Annotated in this window: 15 protein-coding genes; 6 read left to right on the forward strand and 9 right to left on the reverse strand. The window is 72.9% G+C overall.

The window, feature by feature from the left end; genetic code table 11:
• Window positions 1–358: 358 nt before the first annotated feature.
• The 4 genes from ABZS66_RS08685 to mtrA form a co-directional block, all read right to left on the reverse strand.
• The gene (locus ABZS66_RS08685; RefSeq protein ID WP_354756492.1) at window positions 359–1,309 is read right to left on the reverse strand and encodes a hypothetical protein; all 951 of its coding nucleotides are present in this window, start codon (window positions 1,307–1,309) and stop codon (window positions 359–361) included.
• A 3-nt stretch (window positions 1,310–1,312) separates the two neighbouring features.
• Window positions 1,313–3,220 carry an LpqB family beta-propeller domain-containing protein gene (locus ABZS66_RS08690; protein WP_354756493.1) on the reverse strand — a complete coding sequence of 636 codons (1,908 nt, stop codon included), beginning with the start codon at window positions 3,218–3,220 and terminating at the stop codon, window positions 1,313–1,315.
• Complete coding sequence (gene mtrB / locus ABZS66_RS08695; protein WP_354756546.1) at window positions 3,217–4,827, reverse strand: MtrAB system histidine kinase MtrB; 1,611 nt, start codon at window positions 4,825–4,827, stop codon at window positions 3,217–3,219. The genes ABZS66_RS08690 and mtrB overlap by 4 nt, the downstream gene beginning before the upstream one ends.
• Window positions 4,828–4,894: 67 nt before the next feature.
• Window positions 4,895–5,584: an MtrAB system response regulator MtrA gene (gene mtrA, locus ABZS66_RS08700; protein ID WP_190251405.1), complete on the reverse strand. Its 690-nt coding sequence runs from the start codon at window positions 5,582–5,584 to the stop codon at window positions 4,895–4,897.
• A gap of 152 nt (window positions 5,585–5,736) precedes the next feature.
• Here mtrA and ABZS66_RS08705 point away from each other — a divergent pair, with 152 nt between their 5' ends.
• The 5 genes from ABZS66_RS08705 to ABZS66_RS08725 are packed head-to-tail and all read left to right on the forward strand — an operon-like array spanning window position 5,737 to window position 11,180.
• Complete coding sequence (locus tag ABZS66_RS08705) at window positions 5,737–6,588, forward strand: hypothetical protein (RefSeq protein ID WP_354756495.1); 852 nt, start codon at window positions 5,737–5,739, stop codon at window positions 6,586–6,588.
• Window positions 6,585–7,133 carry a DUF4129 domain-containing protein gene (locus ABZS66_RS08710; protein ID WP_354756497.1) on the forward strand — a complete coding sequence of 183 codons (549 nt, stop codon included), beginning with the start codon at window positions 6,585–6,587 and terminating at the stop codon, window positions 7,131–7,133. The genes ABZS66_RS08705 and ABZS66_RS08710 overlap by 4 nt, the downstream gene beginning before the upstream one ends.
• A complete protein-coding gene (locus tag ABZS66_RS08715) occupies window positions 7,130–8,839 on the forward strand; it encodes a DUF4350 domain-containing protein (RefSeq protein WP_354756499.1) in 1,710 nt (569 codons plus the stop codon). The genes ABZS66_RS08710 and ABZS66_RS08715 overlap by 4 nt, the downstream gene beginning before the upstream one ends.
• 17 nt (window positions 8,840–8,856) lie before the next feature.
• On the forward strand, window positions 8,857–9,837 hold the full coding sequence (locus ABZS66_RS08720) for a MoxR family ATPase (RefSeq protein WP_354756547.1): 981 nt from the start codon (window positions 8,857–8,859) through the stop codon (window positions 9,835–9,837).
• Window positions 9,834–11,180 (forward strand): DUF58 domain-containing protein, encoded by a 1,347-nt coding sequence (locus ABZS66_RS08725; protein WP_354756500.1) that lies wholly within the window; start codon window positions 9,834–9,836, stop codon window positions 11,178–11,180. The genes ABZS66_RS08720 and ABZS66_RS08725 overlap by 4 nt, the downstream gene beginning before the upstream one ends.
• 17 nt (window positions 11,181–11,197) lie before the next feature.
• Here the strand turns inward: ABZS66_RS08725 and ABZS66_RS08730 are convergent, their stop codons facing one another.
• A complete protein-coding gene (locus ABZS66_RS08730; RefSeq protein ID WP_354756502.1) occupies window positions 11,198–12,193 on the reverse strand; it encodes a stage II sporulation protein M in 996 nt (331 codons plus the stop codon).
• A gap of 62 nt (window positions 12,194–12,255) precedes the next feature.
• On the opposite strand from ABZS66_RS08730, the gene ABZS66_RS08735 reads away from it, so the two are divergent.
• A complete protein-coding gene (locus tag ABZS66_RS08735) occupies window positions 12,256–13,284 on the forward strand; it encodes an RDD family protein (RefSeq protein WP_354756504.1) in 1,029 nt (342 codons plus the stop codon).
• A gap of 57 nt (window positions 13,285–13,341) precedes the next feature.
• On the opposite strand, the gene ABZS66_RS08740 is transcribed toward ABZS66_RS08735, so the two are convergent.
• From ABZS66_RS08740 to ABZS66_RS08755, 4 genes are read right to left on the reverse strand one after another with little or no spacing between them, the layout of a single operon-like run.
• The gene (locus ABZS66_RS08740) at window positions 13,342–14,370 is read right to left on the reverse strand and encodes an oligopeptide/dipeptide ABC transporter ATP-binding protein (RefSeq protein WP_354756506.1); all 1,029 of its coding nucleotides are present in this window, start codon (window positions 14,368–14,370) and stop codon (window positions 13,342–13,344) included.
• Window positions 14,367–15,488: an ABC transporter ATP-binding protein gene (locus ABZS66_RS08745; RefSeq protein WP_354756508.1), complete on the reverse strand. Its 1,122-nt coding sequence runs from the start codon at window positions 15,486–15,488 to the stop codon at window positions 14,367–14,369. The genes ABZS66_RS08740 and ABZS66_RS08745 overlap by 4 nt, the downstream gene beginning before the upstream one ends.
• On the reverse strand, window positions 15,485–16,405 hold the full coding sequence (locus ABZS66_RS08750) for an ABC transporter permease (protein ID WP_354756509.1): 921 nt from the start codon (window positions 16,403–16,405) through the stop codon (window positions 15,485–15,487). The genes ABZS66_RS08745 and ABZS66_RS08750 overlap by 4 nt, the downstream gene beginning before the upstream one ends.
• Window positions 16,398–17,384 (reverse strand): ABC transporter permease, encoded by a 987-nt coding sequence (locus ABZS66_RS08755; protein WP_354756511.1) that lies wholly within the window; start codon window positions 17,382–17,384, stop codon window positions 16,398–16,400. The genes ABZS66_RS08750 and ABZS66_RS08755 overlap by 8 nt, the downstream gene beginning before the upstream one ends.
• Window positions 17,385–17,440: the final 56 nt, after the last annotated feature.

Consider the following 17,440-nt stretch of genomic DNA (forward strand, 5'->3'; position numbering starts at 1 on the left):
AAGAAAACAGGGTTCGGGTTTCGGGTTGTGTCGGGACTGCTCGGCCGGAACGCGCCTCCCCAGAGGCTGAGCCCACGCGGCACGCGACCGAAACTGCGGGTGTCAGCGTCCTCCCTTCGTGGCCTCGGCCACTCAGAGCATTGGTCGTCTCTCGACGTTAAACCGCGGACAGCCGCTAGTCACCCCTGGTTCACAAGAACAAGGGTGGCGAGTTACGAAACCCTCCTCGGGGATTACCCCACGCAACGCAAGGAGTTACGTTCGGTGCAAATGGGCACGAAGCGCGACACCACACGCTGACGTTGCGTAGCCATCAGAACCCCCCGGCCGGGGCGGATCCGGACGACTCGCTCAGCGTTCACGCCGGATCCCTGGGCCGCCACGCTTGTTGCGGGGCCGCGCACCGCACCGACCGGCGTTGCGTGGCCGCCAGCACCGCCGCGCGCGGGACGGCTCCCCCGCCCGTCACCCGGGCCACCCAGGCGGCGGCGGCCGCGAGGGTCACCCCGGTCGTGACGATGTCGTCGACGATGACCACGGCCGCACCGTCCGCCACCCTCGCCCGCAGCTCGGCCGCTCCCCGGGCCCGCAGCGCGAACGCCTGCCGCGCCGCCACCGCCCGCTCGGCCGCCGACAGCTCGGCGGAGTCTCCCCGCTTCGGCAGTGCCCGCAACGGCATGACGACGCTGGCATTGGGCAGCATCCTGGCAGCGGCCTTGGCCAGCCGCAGCACGTGATCCCCGTGCCGCTCCCGCACGGCCGCCGCCGTGGCCGGCACGGGCACCAGCGCCACCTGGCCCGCCGCCCGCAGCTCTGTGCCCAGCGCTCCGAAGCCCCCTCGACCCGGCGATACGTGGCTCGCCCACATCGGTGGCCGGCCCGGCGGCGCGTGACTCGCCCCCAGCGGCGGCTGGCCCGGCAGCGCGTGACTCGCCCCCAGCGGCGGCTGGCCCGGCAGCGCGTGACTCGCCCAGATCGGCCGGCCCGCTGACGCATCGCTGAGCGGCCCCGGGGCCGGTGTGCTCACGGCGCGGACCACGACCCGGGCGAGCGCCTCACCGAGGTCCCGGGCCAGCTCGCGCCGGCCCTTCTCCTTGTACTGCAGCAGGGCCGCGCGCATCGACCCCGCGTACGCCGCCAGCGCGTACGCCGGCGGCATCCCCGGCGGCTCCGGGTCGGGCCGGGTGCGCTGCGGGACGGCCGCGTGGAAGGCCGCCCGGCATGGGCCGCAGAGCGGGCCGCGCGCCGGCTGTTCGCAACCGGCGCAGGCGGCCGGCAGCACCAGGTCGACGAGATCGGCGAGGAACACGGCTCAGTCCGGGTAAAACGGCGCCTTCGCCTGCGGCGGCGGCCCGGCCTGCCCGCTCGGCGAGGCTGACGGCTGTGGACCCGGCGTGAGCTGGATGGCGCGAATCCCCTCGTTGTACACCGTGTACGCGATGCCGTTCGACTCGAACATGATCAACCCCGCGCCCGCCTGGGACCGCGGATCGGCGGTGCGCACCGACATCTCGGTGATCACGTTCTGCGCGGTGGCATACGGCGCACGCCCCGGCAGCGGCTGCTCGGCCGTGCCGTCGATGGTGATCGAGACCAGCGAGTACGCCTGCACGACCTGCACGTACGGGTTGCGGCTGCCGCCGACGGCCAGGGTCGTCTCGGTGATCCAGCCGACCGACTGGGCGGCGCCGAGCGAGGTGCGGACCGTCCGGAACGTGCCGAGGCTGACCTTGCCGCCCTCGTACGCCAGCGGCGCCACCTTGACGGTCGACCCGGTGACGAACGCGATCCGCCGCCCTTCGGGCGAGACCGCGAGCGCCGTGATGCCGAGCGAGGGCCGCTCAGGACCCTGCGGACCACGGACGGTCTCGGCCTTCGCGTGGGTCGGGTCGGCGGCGGTCGGCGGCGTGACGGCCCACAGATCGGTGCCGTCCGAGACGAGGAACATCGGCGTGGGGCGGTCGACCCATACCGGCCGGGTCAGGGACGCGCCGCTGACCTCCGGGACCGACGTCACGTATTTCGGCGGGTTCGCCGAGGTGTCGGGCGTGCTGAGGTACAGCACCTGCTTCTTGTCGACCGCGCGCACGAGCGCGGCCCGGTTCCTCGCCCGGTTGATGGCCGCGGACACCACCGCGGTGTTGTCCCCGCCGGCCGCGAAGAGCGCCGGTGCCCCGGCCGTCAGGTCGACCGGCCGCACGGAGCTGTTGGCCACGACGAACTTCTCCGGGTCGGTGTCGGCGGCGAGGGCGACGGCCGGGTTGTCGTCCTCGAACCCGTCGGCGGTGAAAGCGGTGTCGCGCGCCCCGTCGATCGTGAGCGTGACCTGTGGATGGCCCTCGAGCGACCAGCGGATCTGCCGGGCCGCCCGGCGCACCTCGTCCTCCTTGCCGACGGCCTTGATGCTCAGGTTGATGACGACCCCGTCCTGCCTGGCCGACGGGATGTCCTTGGGTTCGATGTCGGTCGAGAGGCCGGTCGCGACCGGGGTGAGGAGATCGGACGGCGAGCGCAGCCAGTCCAGGACCTCCTGGACCTTCTGCGCCTGCGAGAGCAGCTTCGACATGTACCGGAGGTCGGGCACCAGCTTCGGGTTGTCGTTGCGCGACTCCCAGAAGTACACCGGCTGCTGGTTGTACCAGCGGTCCAGGCCGGCGCTGCTGATCAGCAGCCGGCCCTGCAGCGGGTTGGCGATCAGCAGCTGACCGTTGACGGTCACGACCTCGGCGGTCCAGGGTTCCGGCGGTGCGTCGACCTGGCGGAGCATCCCGGTCGGCGTGAGCTTCCCGATGACTTCGAACGTCGTCTTCACCGTCCACTTGCCGCTGTCCTTCGGGTCGGTGACCGGCTCCTGCGCCTCGTACTCCGCGCGCACGACCTCCAGCTCCTGCCCGGGCCGCCAACTCGCCCGCGTGTCGGGCGCGATGAACTCGCGCATCCGGTTCTGCGTGGTGTTGCGCGCCTCGGCACTGTCCGCCTGGTTGCCGCCGACCGACGCCTCCAGGAAGCGCGCGACCAGCTCGGACGCGGTCGCCGCGCCGGTCGGCGACGGCGGCTGCTGCACGCGGTCGGGCGTCGGGTTGGCGGTGGCGGCCGGCTCCAGGTACTTCGGCTCGGTCTCCCCCGGCAGCCCGCAACCGGCGACCAGCATCGTGCCGAGCAGCGCCCAGACGGCCAGCAACGCGCCCAGCCACCGGCGCCCGGGCCGCGGCGGGGTCACGGGGTCTCGCCGATCAGGGCGGCCTCGTCGGCGCGGGCGTCGTCGGGGACGAGGCGCAGCGGCGAGGACACGAGGCGGTCGCCGCTGCGGGCCGGCAGGGTGAGGCGGAACTGCGCACCCTTGCCCGGTGCGCCCCACGCCTCCAGCCAGCCGCCGTGCAGGCGGGCGTCCTCCAGGCTGATCGACAGCCCGAGGCCGGTGCCGCCGGTCTGGCGCGCGCGGGACGGGTCAGCCCGCCAGAACCGGTTGAACACCAGCTTCTCCTCCCCCGTCTTGAGGCCGACGCCATGGTCGCGGACGGTCACGGCCACCGCCGAGCCGTCGGCGGACAGTCGCACGATCACCGGCTTGCCCTCGCCGTGCTCGACCGCGTTGCCGACCAGGTTGCGCAGGATGCGCTCGACCCGGCGCGGGTCGACCTCGGCGATGACCTCGGTGTCGGGTGTCTCGATCTCCAGCTCGACCCCGCAGCGCTCGGCGAGCGACTCGAGCCGCTCGCCGACCCGCCGCACCACCGGCACCAGGTCGGTCGGCTCGGCGTCGAGCGCCGCGAACCCGGCGTCGAACCGGCTGATCTCCAGCAGGTCGGTGAGCAGGCCCTCGAACCGGTCGAGCTCGGCCTGCAACAGCTCCGCGCTGCGGGCCGCCGCCGGGTCGAAGTCCTCGCGGGAGGAGAACAGCAGGTCGGCCGCCATCCGGACGGTGGTCAGCGGCGTGCGCAGCTCGTGCGAGACGTCGGAGGTGAACCGGCGTTGCAGGCGCGACATCTCCTCCAGGCGCACGATCTGGCGCTGCAGGTTGGCCGCCATCTGGTTGAACGCGGCGGCCAGCCGGGCCAGGTCGTCCTCGCCCTTCACCTGCATGCGCTGGTCGAGCAGACCGGCCGAGAGCCGCTGCGCCGTGCGGGCGGCGACCCGGACCGGCTTGACGACCAGGCGGGTCATCATGGCCGCGATCAGGGCGAGCAGCGCGACGAGCGCGATGCCGGTGACGGTGACGACCAGGGCGACGAACCGGACGAGGTCGTCCTCCGCCTTCAGGGGGAGCAGGTAATACAGCTCGACGGGCTCGCCGGCCGTGGCCACCCGCGCGCCCAGCACGAGGTACTTCTGCAGACCCATGCCGACGTCGAGCGTGGCGATCTGCTGATAGATGCCCGGGCGGCTGCCGACGACCTGGGAGCGCATCGGCTCCATGGCGGGCGTCGTCATCACGGTGTAGGCGTCGCGCTCCGGCCATGAGCCGGCAAGGCCCGAGCTGCGCCGCAGCAGGATCACCGCGGCGCCGTCGACGTCCATGGAGTTGGCCAGCGAGCCGGCGACGGTGACCAGCTTGTTCGGCAGGCCCGGGTCGTCGGCCTGGGTGTAGCCCTCCAGCTCCCGCGCGGCGTAGTCGGAGCCGTTGGCGATCTGGTCCTTCGAGGTGTTGATCTTGCTCTGCAACACGCCCTGACTGATCAGCGACGCCACCGTGTAGCCGAACGCCAGCACGAGCGTGGCGGACAGCAACAGGGTGATGCCGACGACCCGGAACTGCAGCGAACGCCGCCACTGCCGCCGGGCCGCCGCCCAGTAGCGCCGGGTCCGCCGCGCCACGGCGACGGGCACCAGCCGCCGCGGCCGGAGCCGGCGGACCTGGACGATGATCGGATCAATACGCACCACGGAACACGACCTAACCAGTACCGGCCTTGTAACCGACGCCCCGCACGGTGAGGATGATCTCCGGCTTCTCGGGGTCGGGCTCGATCTTCGCGCGCAGCCGCTGGACGTGGACGTTGACCAGGCGCGTGTCGGCGGCGTGCCGGTAGCCCCAGACCTGCTCCAGCAGCACCTCGCGGGTGAAGACCTGGCGCGGCTTGCGCGCGAGCGCCACCAGCAGGTCGAACTCCAGCGGGGTCAGCTTGACCTCGTCGCCGTCGCGCATGACGGTGTGCGCCGGCACGTCGATGGTGATCTGGTTGCCGGGTGGCCCTATGGTCAGCAGCTCGGGCGCCACGTCCTCGCCCCGGCGCAGCCGCGCCCGCATGCGCGCGACGAGCTCCTTGGGCTTAAAGGGCTTCATGACGTAGTCGTCGGCGCCGGACTCGAGGCCGAGGACCACGTCGACCGTGTCGCTCTTGGCGGTGAGCATCACGATCGGCACGCCGGACTCGGCGCGGATGGACCGGCAGACGTCGATCCCGCTCATCCCGGGGAGCATCAGGTCGAGCAGCACGATGTCGGGCCGGGTGTCCCGGAACGCAGCGAGGGCACGCTCACCGTCCGCGACGAACGAGGGGAGGAAACCTTCGCTGCGCAGGACGATGCCGAGCATCTCGGCGAGGGCGGGGTCGTCGTCGACCACCAGGACACGGGCTCTCATGCGGTCCAATATTTCACCTCACCGCCCGAACATGGGAACCCGTCGGCCGATCATGGGCGAGCCGTGCCCCTCCGTGTCGATCACGTCCACTCTGCGTGACCTTCGAGACTATCGGCACAAAATTTGTCGCCCAGGCCTACTACGGTGTGCGCGTGGAAGACACCCGGGCCGTCATACCGATGCGTCCGCTCACCTTCGGTGAGCTGCTCGACGCGGCGGTGTCGCTGCTGCGCGTGCAGTGGCCCCTGCTCCTGGTGTCGGCCGCCGTGCTGGCGGTGTGCGAGCAGGCGTTCCTCTATCCCCTGCGCGCGTGGGCCGGCACGGAGCCGCCGCTGCACCTGCCCGATCCCGATCGGTTCGGCTCGTCATGGCTGGCCTTCTGCGTCGGGCTGACGACCGAGGGCACGATCCTCGCCCTGCTCGGCGGGCTGGCCGGCGCCGCCGCCGGGCCGGGCCTGCTCGGCCAGCCGGCCGCCTGGCGGCAGCTGCTGCGACAGGTGCTGCGCCGGTTGCCGGCGCTGCTGGTGGTGGCCGGCGTGACCGCCGTGATCCTGCTCGCCGGCTCGCTCTTCCTCCTGCTTCCCTGGCTGTTCCTCTTCGGGCTGGTCGGCCTGGCCGCGCCGGCGCTCGTCGTCGACCGGGTCGGTCCCGCCAGGGCGCTGGGCCGCTCGTTCAAGCTGGCGTCGGTCGGCCTGCGCGGTGCGGCGGTCCGCCTCGGCGGCTACCTCAGCTGGGCCGCCATCCGGCTGGCGCTCGGCTATACGGCATACGGACTGCTGCAGGTCACCCTGCGCCCCGGCACCGTCGCGTTCACGCTGCTGATGCTGGCGCTGTGGGTGCTCGTCGACGCGGTGGCCTACGCGACGCTGGCCTGCATCGACGCGGTGCTCTACCTGGAGACCCGCATGCGGGTGGAGGGCCTGGACATCGCGATCGGACGCATCCGCCGGCTCGGCCGGCCGGTCGACCTGGCCGGCGCCGCGATCCTCGGGGCGGCGCGATGACCCGCGAGTGGTCCGAGCTGCTCCAGGACGTCTGCAGCAAGCTGTCGCTGGCCTGGATCCTCTTCATCCTGATCACCGCGTCGGTGGCCTTCGCCCTGCTGCATTTCTTCTACCCTGCCTGGGTGCCCCGACGGCTGCCCGGCTTCCTGCGCCGGCGCAAGCGGCCGGAGCACGAGGAGGCCGAGCTGCCCGAGGCGGCGGCGCCGCAGATCGAGCCGGAGCCCGACGCCGAGCTGCCCGACCTGCCGGCGCACGTGTTCATGTCGCTGGCCGACCGGCTGGCCGCCGAGGGCCGCTATGCGGAGGCGATCCGGGAGCGGCTCCGCGCGATCGTCCGCGGGCTGGTCGAGCGCCGGGTGCTGGAGCACCGGCCCGGCATGACGGTCACCGAGCTCGCCGGCGCCGCGGCCGCCGCCATGCCGGCGGTCGACGCCCCGCTGCGCAGCGCGACGGGCATCTTCTCCGACGTCTGGTACGGGCAACGCCCCGCCACCGCGGAGCACGACGACCGGATGCGCCGGCTCGCCGCGGAGGTCGGAGCATGACGACCGCGACGGTTCCCCCCGCTCCGCCCGACGCGCCGGCCAGGTCCGCGGGCCCGGCCGCGCCCGAGCCGGCCTCCCCGCCGCGGCGCCGGAGCCGGCGCTGGCTGCGGCTGGTGCTGCCGCCCGCGATCGTGCTGGTGCTCATCCTGGTCGGCACGCTGCTGTATCAGCTGGAGCAGCCGGACGAGGAGGACGCGGCGTACCTGTCGCCGGCCAGCACGGCGGACATCGGTGCGGCGACGCTCGCCGGCCGGGTGCGCGACGCGGGCGTCCGGATCGAGCGCATGACGAAGTCGTCCGACGCGCTCGTCGCCGCGCACCGCGGCAACGCGACGCTGTTCATCAGCACGCCCGAGCTGGTGCACCCCTATTACCTGCGCATGCTGAAGCTGCTGCCGTCCTCGACCACCGTGGTGGTGGTCGAGCCGCGGACCAAGACGTTGTACGAGGGCTTCCTGCCGATCGTCAGCGCCGACCGGCAGTATGCGAGCGTGGTCTCGGCACCGGGGTGCGGCTTCGCACCGGCGGCGCAGGCGGGGCGGGCCGCGGTCGGCCGCACCCGCTACGGGCCGGTCGACCCCGACGCGGGCCGCGAGCTCGACCGCTGTTACGACGGCGCGCTCGTGGTGGTGAGCCGGGACTCCGGCCGGATCGTCGTCGTCGGGTCGGCCGACCCGTTCCGCAACGACCGGATCGGCGAGCACGGCAACGCGAAGCTCGCGACCGGCCTGCTGACCGGGGCGCCCACCCTCATCTGGCTCGACCTGCACCGCAAGGAGCCACCACCGCTCGTCACCGACGACCCGGCCGTCCGCGACGACCCGGCCGCGCCGCCGTCCCTGCGCCCGGCGCCGTCCGAGCAGTCCGGCGACTCCGACTTCCCGGTCCGCGGCGACAACAGCGACCCCGACGGCAGCCAGCCGCAGGCGGGCGGCGAGAGCGACTCCGACGAGGCGCCGAACCCGCTCCTGCAGGCGTTCCCGCCGTGGACGCAGGTGGCGGTGGTACTGCTGACGGCGATCGTCCTGGCGCTCGCGGTCGCGCAGGCCCGCCGGCTCGGCGGCCCGGTGGTCGAGCCGCTGCCGGTCGTCGTGCGGGCCACGGAGACGGTGTCCGGGCGCGGCCGGCTGTACCTGCGGGCGAGGGCCCGTGGCGAGTCCCTGCGGACACTGCGGGAGGCGGCGGTCGCCCGGATGTCCCGGCTGCTGCGACTGGAGCCCGACACCGAGCCGCCGGCGCTCGTCGAGGCCGTCGCCGCACAGAGCGGCTGGCCGGCCGAGGTGGTCGAGCAGACGCTGTTCGGCCCGGAGCCGGACGACGACCAGCAGCTCGTCGCCGCGGCCGTCCGCCTCGAGCGGCTGGCGGACGCCGTCGCCGCACAACGCCCGTCGTCCACCGCGGCGGACGACCCGGCCGCCGCGACGGACGCCGCCGCGGCGCAAGGGCAGGGCCCGGCCGCGCCGACGTCCGGTGACGCAGCACAAGGGCACGGCCAGGCCGCACCGGGGCCCGGTAATGCGACACAAGGGCACGGCCCAGCCACACCGGGGTCCGGTGACGCCGCACAGGCCGGCGGCCCGGCCGAACCGGCGTCCGGTGATGCGGCGCAGGCGGACGGCCCGGCCGCGCCGCCCGGCGCGCCATCCACGACCGAGACATCAGCGGGCCCGGCAACGCACGCGCCATTCGAAGGAGAGTCACGGTGACCGACACCGCCATTCCGATGACCCAGGGCACCGGCGCCGACCCCGGGACGCAGCAGGCCCGGGCGGCGCTCGGGCGTCTGCGCGCCGAGGTGGCCAAGGTCGTCGTCGGCCAGGACGCGGTGGTGACCGGCATGGTCATCGCGCTGCTGGCCCGCGGCCACGTGCTGCTCGAAGGCGTGCCGGGCGTGGCGAAGACGCTGCTCATCCGCACCATCGCGGCCGCGCTCGACCTCGACGCCAAGCGTGTGCAGTTCACGCCCGACCTGATGCCCGGCGACGTGACCGGGTCGCTGATCTTCGACGCGCGCAGCGCCGAGTTCCAGTTCCGCGAGGGGCCGGTGTTCACCAACCTGCTGCTCGCCGACGAGATCAACCGGACGCCGCCGAAGACGCAGGCGTCGCTGCTGGAGGTCATGGAGGAGCGGCAGGTGTCGGTCGAGGGGCGGCCGCGGGCGCTGCCCGATCCGTTCCTGGTCGCCGCCACCCAGAACCCGATCGAGTATGAGGGCACCTATCCGCTGCCCGAGGCGCAGCTGGACCGGTTCCTGCTGAAGCTGACCGTGCCGCTGCCCACCCGCGACGAGGAGCTGGGGGTCCTGCGGGCCCACCACCGGGGCTTCGACCCGCGCCGCCTCCGTGACGCCGGCGTGCAGGCGGTGGCGACCGCCGCCGACCTGGTGGCCGGCCGGGCCGCGGTGCAGCGGGTGGCGGTGGCCGACGGCGTGCTCGCGTACATCGTGGACCTCTGCCGCGCGACCCGGGTCTCGCCGTCGCTGGAGCTGGGCGCCTCCCCGCGCGGCGCCACGGCGCTGCTCGCGGCGGCGAAGGCGTGGGCCTGGCTGACCGGCCGCGACTACGTCACGCCCGACGACGTCAAGGCGCTGGCCCGCCCGGCGCTGCGCCACCGCGTCCGCCTGCGGCCCGAGGCCGAGCTCGAGGGCGTCACCTCCGACGCCGTCCTCGACTCGGTACTGGCCACCGTCCCGACGCCGCGATGATCACCTGGCGGCCGGCGGCGCTGCTCGCGGCGGGCACGGTGCTGCTCTCCATCGTCGGCCTCGTCGCGGGGAGCGGGATCAGCGCGGCGGTGCTCTGGCCGGTCGCCGGGGTGCTCGTGCTGGTGGTGTTCGGCGCCGCGCTGGGCGACGCGCTGGCCGCGCCGTCGCCGGGGCGGCTGCGGATGAGCCGCACCGGTGACCAGGCCGTCTGGCTCGGCGAGTCGGGCGTGGTGAAGCTGGTCGTCCACAACGGATCCGACCGGGTGTTCGCCGGCCAGATCCGCGACGCCTGGGTGCCGTCGGCCGGGGCCACGCCGGCGATCCAGGACGTGCGGATCGAGCCGGGGCGGGCCGTCGCCCTGACCACCAGGCTCACCCCGACGCGGCGCGGCGACCGGCCGGCCGTGCGGGTGACGGTGCGGGCCTACGGTCCGCTGCGGCTGGCGTACCGGCAGAGCAGCCGCGCGGCCTCGGACGCGTTGACGCCGCCGTGGGCGCTGCGGGTGTATCCGCGCTTCACCTCGCGGCGGCTGCTGCCGGAGAAGCTGGCGCGGCTGCGCGTGCTCGACGGTTCGGTGGTGACCCGGGGGCGGGGGCAGGGGACGGAGTTCGACACCCTGCGGGAGTACGTGCTCGGCGACGACGTCCGCTCCATCGACTGGCGCGGCAGCGCCCGGCGGTCCGACGTCGTGGTGCGCACGTGGCGCCCCGAGCGCGACCGGCGCCTGGTCTGCGTGCTCGACACGGGCCGTACGTCGGCGGCGCGCATCGGCGACGAGCCGCGCCTCGACGCCGCCATGGACGCGGCGATGCTGCTCGCGTCGGTGGCGTCGCGCGCCGACGACCGGGTCGACCTGCTGGCGGTCGACACCGCGGTGCGCGCGTCGGTGACCAACGTCGAGCGGCGCACGCTGCTGTTCCGCCTGGTGACCGCGATGGCCCCGCTGGAGCCCGCGCTGGTCGAGACCGACTTCGGGCTGGTCGCCGGCGAGGTGCTGCGCCGCGAGCGCAAGCGGGCGCTGGTCGTGCTGTTCACGGCGCTGGAGCCGGGCGCGCTCGGCGAGGGGCTCCTGCCCGTGCTGCCGCAGCTGGCCGCCAAGCACAAGGTGATCGTCGCGGCCGTCCACGACCCGGAGCTGACCCGGATGGCCCGGGTCGGCCCGGCCGCGAAGCCGGCCGACGTGTACGCCGCCGCGGCCGCCCAGCGCGCCCTGGCCGAACGCGACCGGGTGGCGTCCGCCCTGCGCCACCACGGCGTCGAGGTCGTCGACGCCCCCGTGGACGAGTTCGCCTCCAGGCTGACCGACCACTACTTGTCCCTGAAGCACTCCGGCCGCCTCTGACGCCGGGACCGCGGGCGCTAGCTGGTGGGCAGGGCGGCCTCGGTCTGGTCCTCCGGGAGGGCCGTCGACTCGCCGCGGTGGGCGGCCCGGCGGCCGAGGACGACGATGTAGGTCAGGAACGCGCCCCACACCAGGGCGCCGACCAGGTCCTTCAGGAGCATGGGGATCGGCGCCGGGGTCACGAAGCCCTCCAGGAGGCCGCTCACCAGGAGCACCACCACCAGGCCCAGGGCCACCAGCATGCCCTCGCGGGCGGTCTCGGCCAGCGCGCGGCCCCTGGTGCGGTACGGGCCGGGGGCTATCCAGGACCAGCCGATGCGCAGCCCCACGCCCGCGCCGATGAAGACCGCGGTCAGTTCCAGGAGGCCGTGCGGGATGATCATGCCGAAGAAGACGTCGCTGCGGCCGTACGCGATCATGACGCCGCCGACCAGGCCTGTGTTCAGGGCGTTGATGAAGAGGATGTAGGCGACGGGCACCAGGAGTACACCCGCGGCCAGCACCATGCCGGTGAGGAGGGCGTTGTTGGTCCACACGCGCAGGGTGGAGTTCTGCGGCTGGAACTCGCTGTAGTAGCCCTCGAACTCGCTGTTGACCAGGGTGGCGATCTCGCGGTCGGAGACGAAGTAGTTCGCCACCTCGGGGTTGGCCGCGATGTACGCCATGAGGCCGAACGTGAACAGCGAGAAGGTGGTGGCCACGCCGCACCACCAGGGCCACGCGCGGTACACGGCCAGGGGAAACGTCGTGGTGAAGAAGCGGCCGACCGTCTGCCACGAGAAGGCGGGCGCGCCCGTGATCGCGTTGCGGGCCGTGAGGACCAGGCGGGACAGGCGGGCCACGAGCGCCGGGTCGGGCGAGCGGCTGCGGACGAGGGACAGGTGCGTCGCCGCGCGCTGGTACAGCGCGACGAGCTCGTCGGCCTCGGCGGCGGTCACGCGCCGGCGCCGGCTGAGCTCCTCCAGGCGCCGCCACTCGCCGCCGTGCTCGGCGACGTACGCGTCCAGGTCCACCCCGGCAGCGTAGACGGCCCGCGCGACCCACGGGGGTGCGCTCTTGTAGGACACTGTTCGCCATGGCCGTCACGTCAGCCCCCGAGGTCCCCGGCGACCGGCTGGTCAGCGGCGAGGCCGTCGAGCTGGACGTGCGCGTGGCGCGGGCCGGCTCGCGGGTCCTCGCGCTGATGATCGACATCGTCGCGCAGGTGGTGCTGTTCGTCGCGCTGCTGGTCCTGGCCCGGCTGGGCGAGTGGCTGCTGCTCCTCCTGGGGCTGTTCGACCCCGGCCTGGACCAGGCGGTCATGGTGGTGGTCGTGGTGACGGTACTGCTGGGGTACCCGGTCTTCTTCGAGACGCTGCTGCGTGGGCGCACCCCGGGCAAGGCCGCCATGGGCCTGCGCGTCGTGCGCGACGACGGCGGCCCGGTGCGCTTCCGGCACGCGTTCACGCGTGGGCTGGTGGGCCTGGCGCTGGAGTGGCCCGGTCTGCTGATGCCGGTGGTCACCTGGCTGGCGAGCCTCGGCACCCTGCTGCTCAACCGCAGCGGCAAGCGGCTCGGCGACCTGGCCGCCGGCACCATCGTCATCCACGAGCGCACCCCGGCGAGCTGGGGCTGGGTGCCCGCGATGCCGCCGCCGCTGGCCCGCTGGGCGGCGCTGCTCGACCTGACCGGCCTCGACGACAGCCTGGCCCTCGCGGTGCGGCACTTCCTCGCCCGCAACCGGGAGATCTCCGAGCCGGCCCGCACCCAGCTCGGCCAGGCGCTGGCCCGGGAGGTCGCCGCCTGCACGACCCCGCCGCCGCCGTACGGCGTGCCCGGCTGGGCGTACCTCGCCGCCGTCCTCGCCGAGCGCCACCGCCGGGCCGCACGGCAGCTGATGCGGGTCCGCGCCGCGTCGGCGAGCATGTTCCCGACCCTGGCCGCCGCGCTGAACCCGACCCCGCCGCTGATCGTGTCGGGTCAGGTGTCGGCGCCGACGTCACCGCTGCAGCCGACGCCGTGGACCCCGGCCTTCACGATGCCGCAGGCGCCGCCGCCGGGTTCCGCACCGCCCGCACCGACGGGTTCGGTCCCGACGATCCGCTCGGCCGCCCCGCGCCCCTGAGGGCCGGCGCGGTGGTGGCTCCGGGGCCGTTGCGGCGGCCCCGGAGCCCACACAGCGTCAGACGAGCTTGACCGCCTCCGCGTAGTGGCAGGCGCTCAGGTGGCCCTGGCCGCGGTCGGTCAGGGCCGGCTCCTCCGTGACACAGCGCTGCTGCTCGTCCCTCGAGAGCACGCCCGCGAACTTCGGGCAGCGGGTCCGGAAGCGGCAGCCCGACGGCGGGTCCACCGGGCTCGGGACGTCGCCGGTGAGCAGGATGCGCTGCCGCATCCGCTCCTTGCGCGGGTCGGGCAGCGGGATCGCCGAGATGAGGGCCTGCGTGTACGGGTGCGAGGCCTTCGTGAACAGCTCCTCGACCGAGGCCGTCTCCACGATCTTGCCCAGGTACATCACGGCGACCCGATGGGCGATGTGGCGTACCACGGAGAGGTCGTGCGAGACGAAGAGGTACGACAGGCCGAGCTCGGTCTGCAGGTCCTCCAGCAGGTTGATCACGCCGGCCTGGATGGAGACGTCCAGGGCCGACACCGGCTCGTCCAGCACGAGGACCTTCGGGCGCAGCGCCAGTGCCCGGGCGATGCCGATCCGTTGGCGCTGGCCGCCGGAGAACTCGTGCGGGTACCGGTTGCCGTGCTCCGCGTTCAGGCCCACGGTCTTCATCAGCTCGCGGACCGTGGAGCGGCCCGCGGAGCCGAACAGGCCGTGGATCCGCAGCGGCTCGGCGATGATCTCGAACACCGTCATGCGCGGGTCGAGCGAGGCGTACGGGTCCTGGAAGACGATCTGCAGGTCCCGCCGCAGGGGGCGCATCTGGGCCCGGGACAGCGTCGCCAGGTCCCTGCCCTCGTACTGGATCGTGCCGCTGGTCGGGCGGATCAGGTTGAGCAGCAGGCGGGCCGTGGTCGACTTGCCGCAGCCCGACTCGCCGACGAGGCCGAGGGTCTCGTTGGCGCCGATCTCGAACGACACGTCGCAGACCGCGTGCACCTCGCCGACCCGGCGGCGCAGGATGCCCCGCGACCGGACCGGGAAGTGCTTGACCAGGTTGCGCGCCGAGATGACGGCCTTGGTAGCGACGGCGGTGCTCACGCGTCCTCCTCCGAGACGTCGGCCACGTCGGTGGCCAGGGACGTGGACGCCACGTCGACCTCGTTGGTGTCGACGTCGATCGAGGTCACGGTGAACACGTCGGCCGCCGACGCCGACCCCAGCTGGTCGCTGAAGTGGCAGGCCGCGAAGTGACCGTGCTCGACCGCCTCCAGCGAGGGCTCCGACTCGTCGCAGACGTCCTGCGCGAGCGGGCAGCGCGGCCGGAACGGGCAGCCCGGCGGCAGGTTGAGCAGCGACGGCGGGGTGCCGACGATCGGCGTGAGCCGGGCGTCGCGGCCCTCGTCGACGCGGGGCAGGCTGCCCAGCAGGCCGAGGGCGTAGGGCATGCGCGGGCGGTAGAAGATGTCGTCGACCGTGCCCGACTCGACGAGCTTCCCGGCGTACATGACGCAGATCCGGTCCGCGTGCCCGGCGATGACCCCGAGGTCGTGCGTGATGAGCACGAGCGCGGCGCCGATCTCGGTCCGGGCGGCCTCGAGGGCCTCCAGGACCTGCGCCTGCACGGTCACGTCGAGCGCCGTCGTGGGCTCGTCCGCGATCATGACCTCCGGGTTGTTGGCCATGGCGATCGCGATGACGACGCGCTGGCGCATGCCGCCCGACATCTCGTGCGGGTAGTTGTGCACGCGCTGCTCGGCGTTCGGGATGCCGACGACCCGCAACAGCTCGACGGCCCGGTCCCAGGCGGTGCGCCGGCTGACCTCGTTGTGGACGAGGACGGCCTCGGCGATCTGCTTGCCGATGGGGTACACCGGGTTGAGCGAGGTCAGCGGGTCCTGGAAGATCATCGCCAGGTGCTTGCCGCGGACCGCGCTCATCTGACGGTCGTTCTTGCCCAGCAGCTCCTCGCCGCGGAACTTGGCGGAGCCGGTGATCCGGGCGGAGCGGGGCAGCAGGCCCATGAGGGCGAGCGACGTCACTGACTTGCCGGAGCCGGACTCGCCGACGATGCCGAGCGTCTCGCCCCGCCGCAGCGAGTACGAGACCCCTCGGACGGCCTTGACCAGCCCGTCCTCGGTCGGGAAGGCCACGCTGAGGTCGCTGACCTCGAGCACGGTGTCAGTGGCGACGGGTGGGTCCAAAGAGATGCTGGTCATCGGCGCACCAAGGTCTGTCGGGGGTCGAAGGCGTCGCGGAGCCCGTCGCCGACGAAGTTGACGGTGAGCGCGATGAGGATGATGAACAGGCCCGGGAAGTAGAACAGCCAGGGCTGGTCCTGCACGGACAGCTTGGCGTCGTTGATGAGCAGGCCGAGCGAGGTGTCCGGTCGCTGCACGCCGAAGCCGATGAACGACAGGGCGGTCTCGGCCAGGATCGTCGTCGCGATCGTGACCGTGGCCGCGACGATGATCGTGCCGAGCGCGTTGGGCAGCAGGTGCCGCAGGATGATCCGCAGGTCGCTGGCGCCCATCGCCTTGGCCGCCTCGATGAACTCCTGCTCGCGCAGCGCGAGCACGACGCCCCGGACCACGCGCGAGATGCCGGCCCAGGCCAGGAACGACAGCACCAGGGCGAGGCCCCACCAGCTGGCGCCGCCGCGGAAGTTGATCGCCAGGGAGACCGCGATGGCGATGCTGGGCAGGGTGAGCACCACGTCGGCGATGCGCATGAGCAGGCCGTCGAGCCAGCCCCGGTAGAAGCCGGCGACGGCGCCCCACAGCGCGCCGAAGGTGGTCGCGATCAGCGCCACCAGCAGCGAGATCTTCAGCGACTGCTGGGTGCCGCGCATGCTCTGGCCGAGCAGGTCGTGGCCGGCCTGGTCGGTGCCGAGCGGATAGTCCATCGACGGTGGCGAGTAGCTCGGCCCGTCGATGTAGGTGTAGTCGTACTTCCACAGCAGCGGCCCGACGAACGCGAACAGCACGATCAGCAGGAACAGCACCAGGCTGCCGACGGCGAGCTTGTGCCGCAGGAAGCGCCGGATGACCAGCTCGAGCTGGGTCCGTTGCCGGGTGTTGATCTCCTGCACGGTCTGCTGCGCCGGGGGCTTGGCGGCGACGGTCGTGTCACTCATAGCGGATCCTCGGGTCGAGCACGGCGTACAGCAGGTCGGCGACAATGTTGAACAGGATGACCACGAGGCCGGAGACCAGCAGCCAGCCCAGGATCGAGTTCACGTCCCGCCGGGTCACGGACTCCAGCAGGTACGTCCCCATCCCGGCCCAGTTGAAGACGGTCTCCGTGATGACCGCGCCGCCGAAGATGGCGCCGATGTCGACCGCGGTGATCGTGGTCAGCGGGATGAGCGCCGTGCGCAGCGCGTGGCGGATCATCACCTGCCGGCTGCGCAGGCCCTTGGCCCGGGCCAGGCGGACGTAGTCGCTGTTGAGGACCTCCAGCATGGCGCCGCGCTGGTAGCGGCTCCACGCCGCGTAGGTGATCAGCGTCAGCGCGATCGTGGGCAGCACCATGTGCCCGGCGATGTCGGCGATCTTCCCCCACGTGTCGAACCGGTCGTGGTTGTAGTCCTTGTCGCCGAGCGTGTAGAAGGTCTGCGTCCCGGTGCTCTGGTTGTAGGCGATGCCCGCCTCCTTCAGCAGCAGCGCCAGCCAGAAGGACGGGATCGACAGGGCCAGGAAGCCCACGAACGTGAAGCCGTAGTCGACCTTGCTGTACTGCTTGACGGCGCTGATGACGCCGGAGATGACGGCCAGGATCACGGCGAGCAGCATGGCCACGAAGACCAGCCGCAGGGTGACCCAGAGCCGGTCGCCGAGCTGCTCACCGATGTTGAGTGTGCGCTCGGTGGACTGGCCGAAGTCGCCGTGCACGACGAGGCCGAACAGCCAGTCGAAGTACCGTTCGGGCAATGACTTGTCGAGGCCGAGCCGGTGGGCCTCAAGCTGGCGGGTCTCCAGCGGTACCGGTGGGTTCCGCGCTTCCATGTCGTCGATGGGGTTGCCCGAGAGGGACGCGATGACGAACACGAAGATCGAGGCGGCGAGCAGTACCGGGATTCCGATCAGGAGCCGGCGCACCGCATAGGCAATCATGATCTACCTCCGCTTGACGCAGGACCCCGGACGCCGTCGCCGGCGTCCGGGGTCCC

Origin of the sequence: Dactylosporangium sp. NPDC005572, from assembly GCF_040605515.1 — a bacterium.
Lineage (GTDB): Bacteria > Actinomycetota > Actinomycetes > Mycobacteriales > Micromonosporaceae > Dactylosporangium.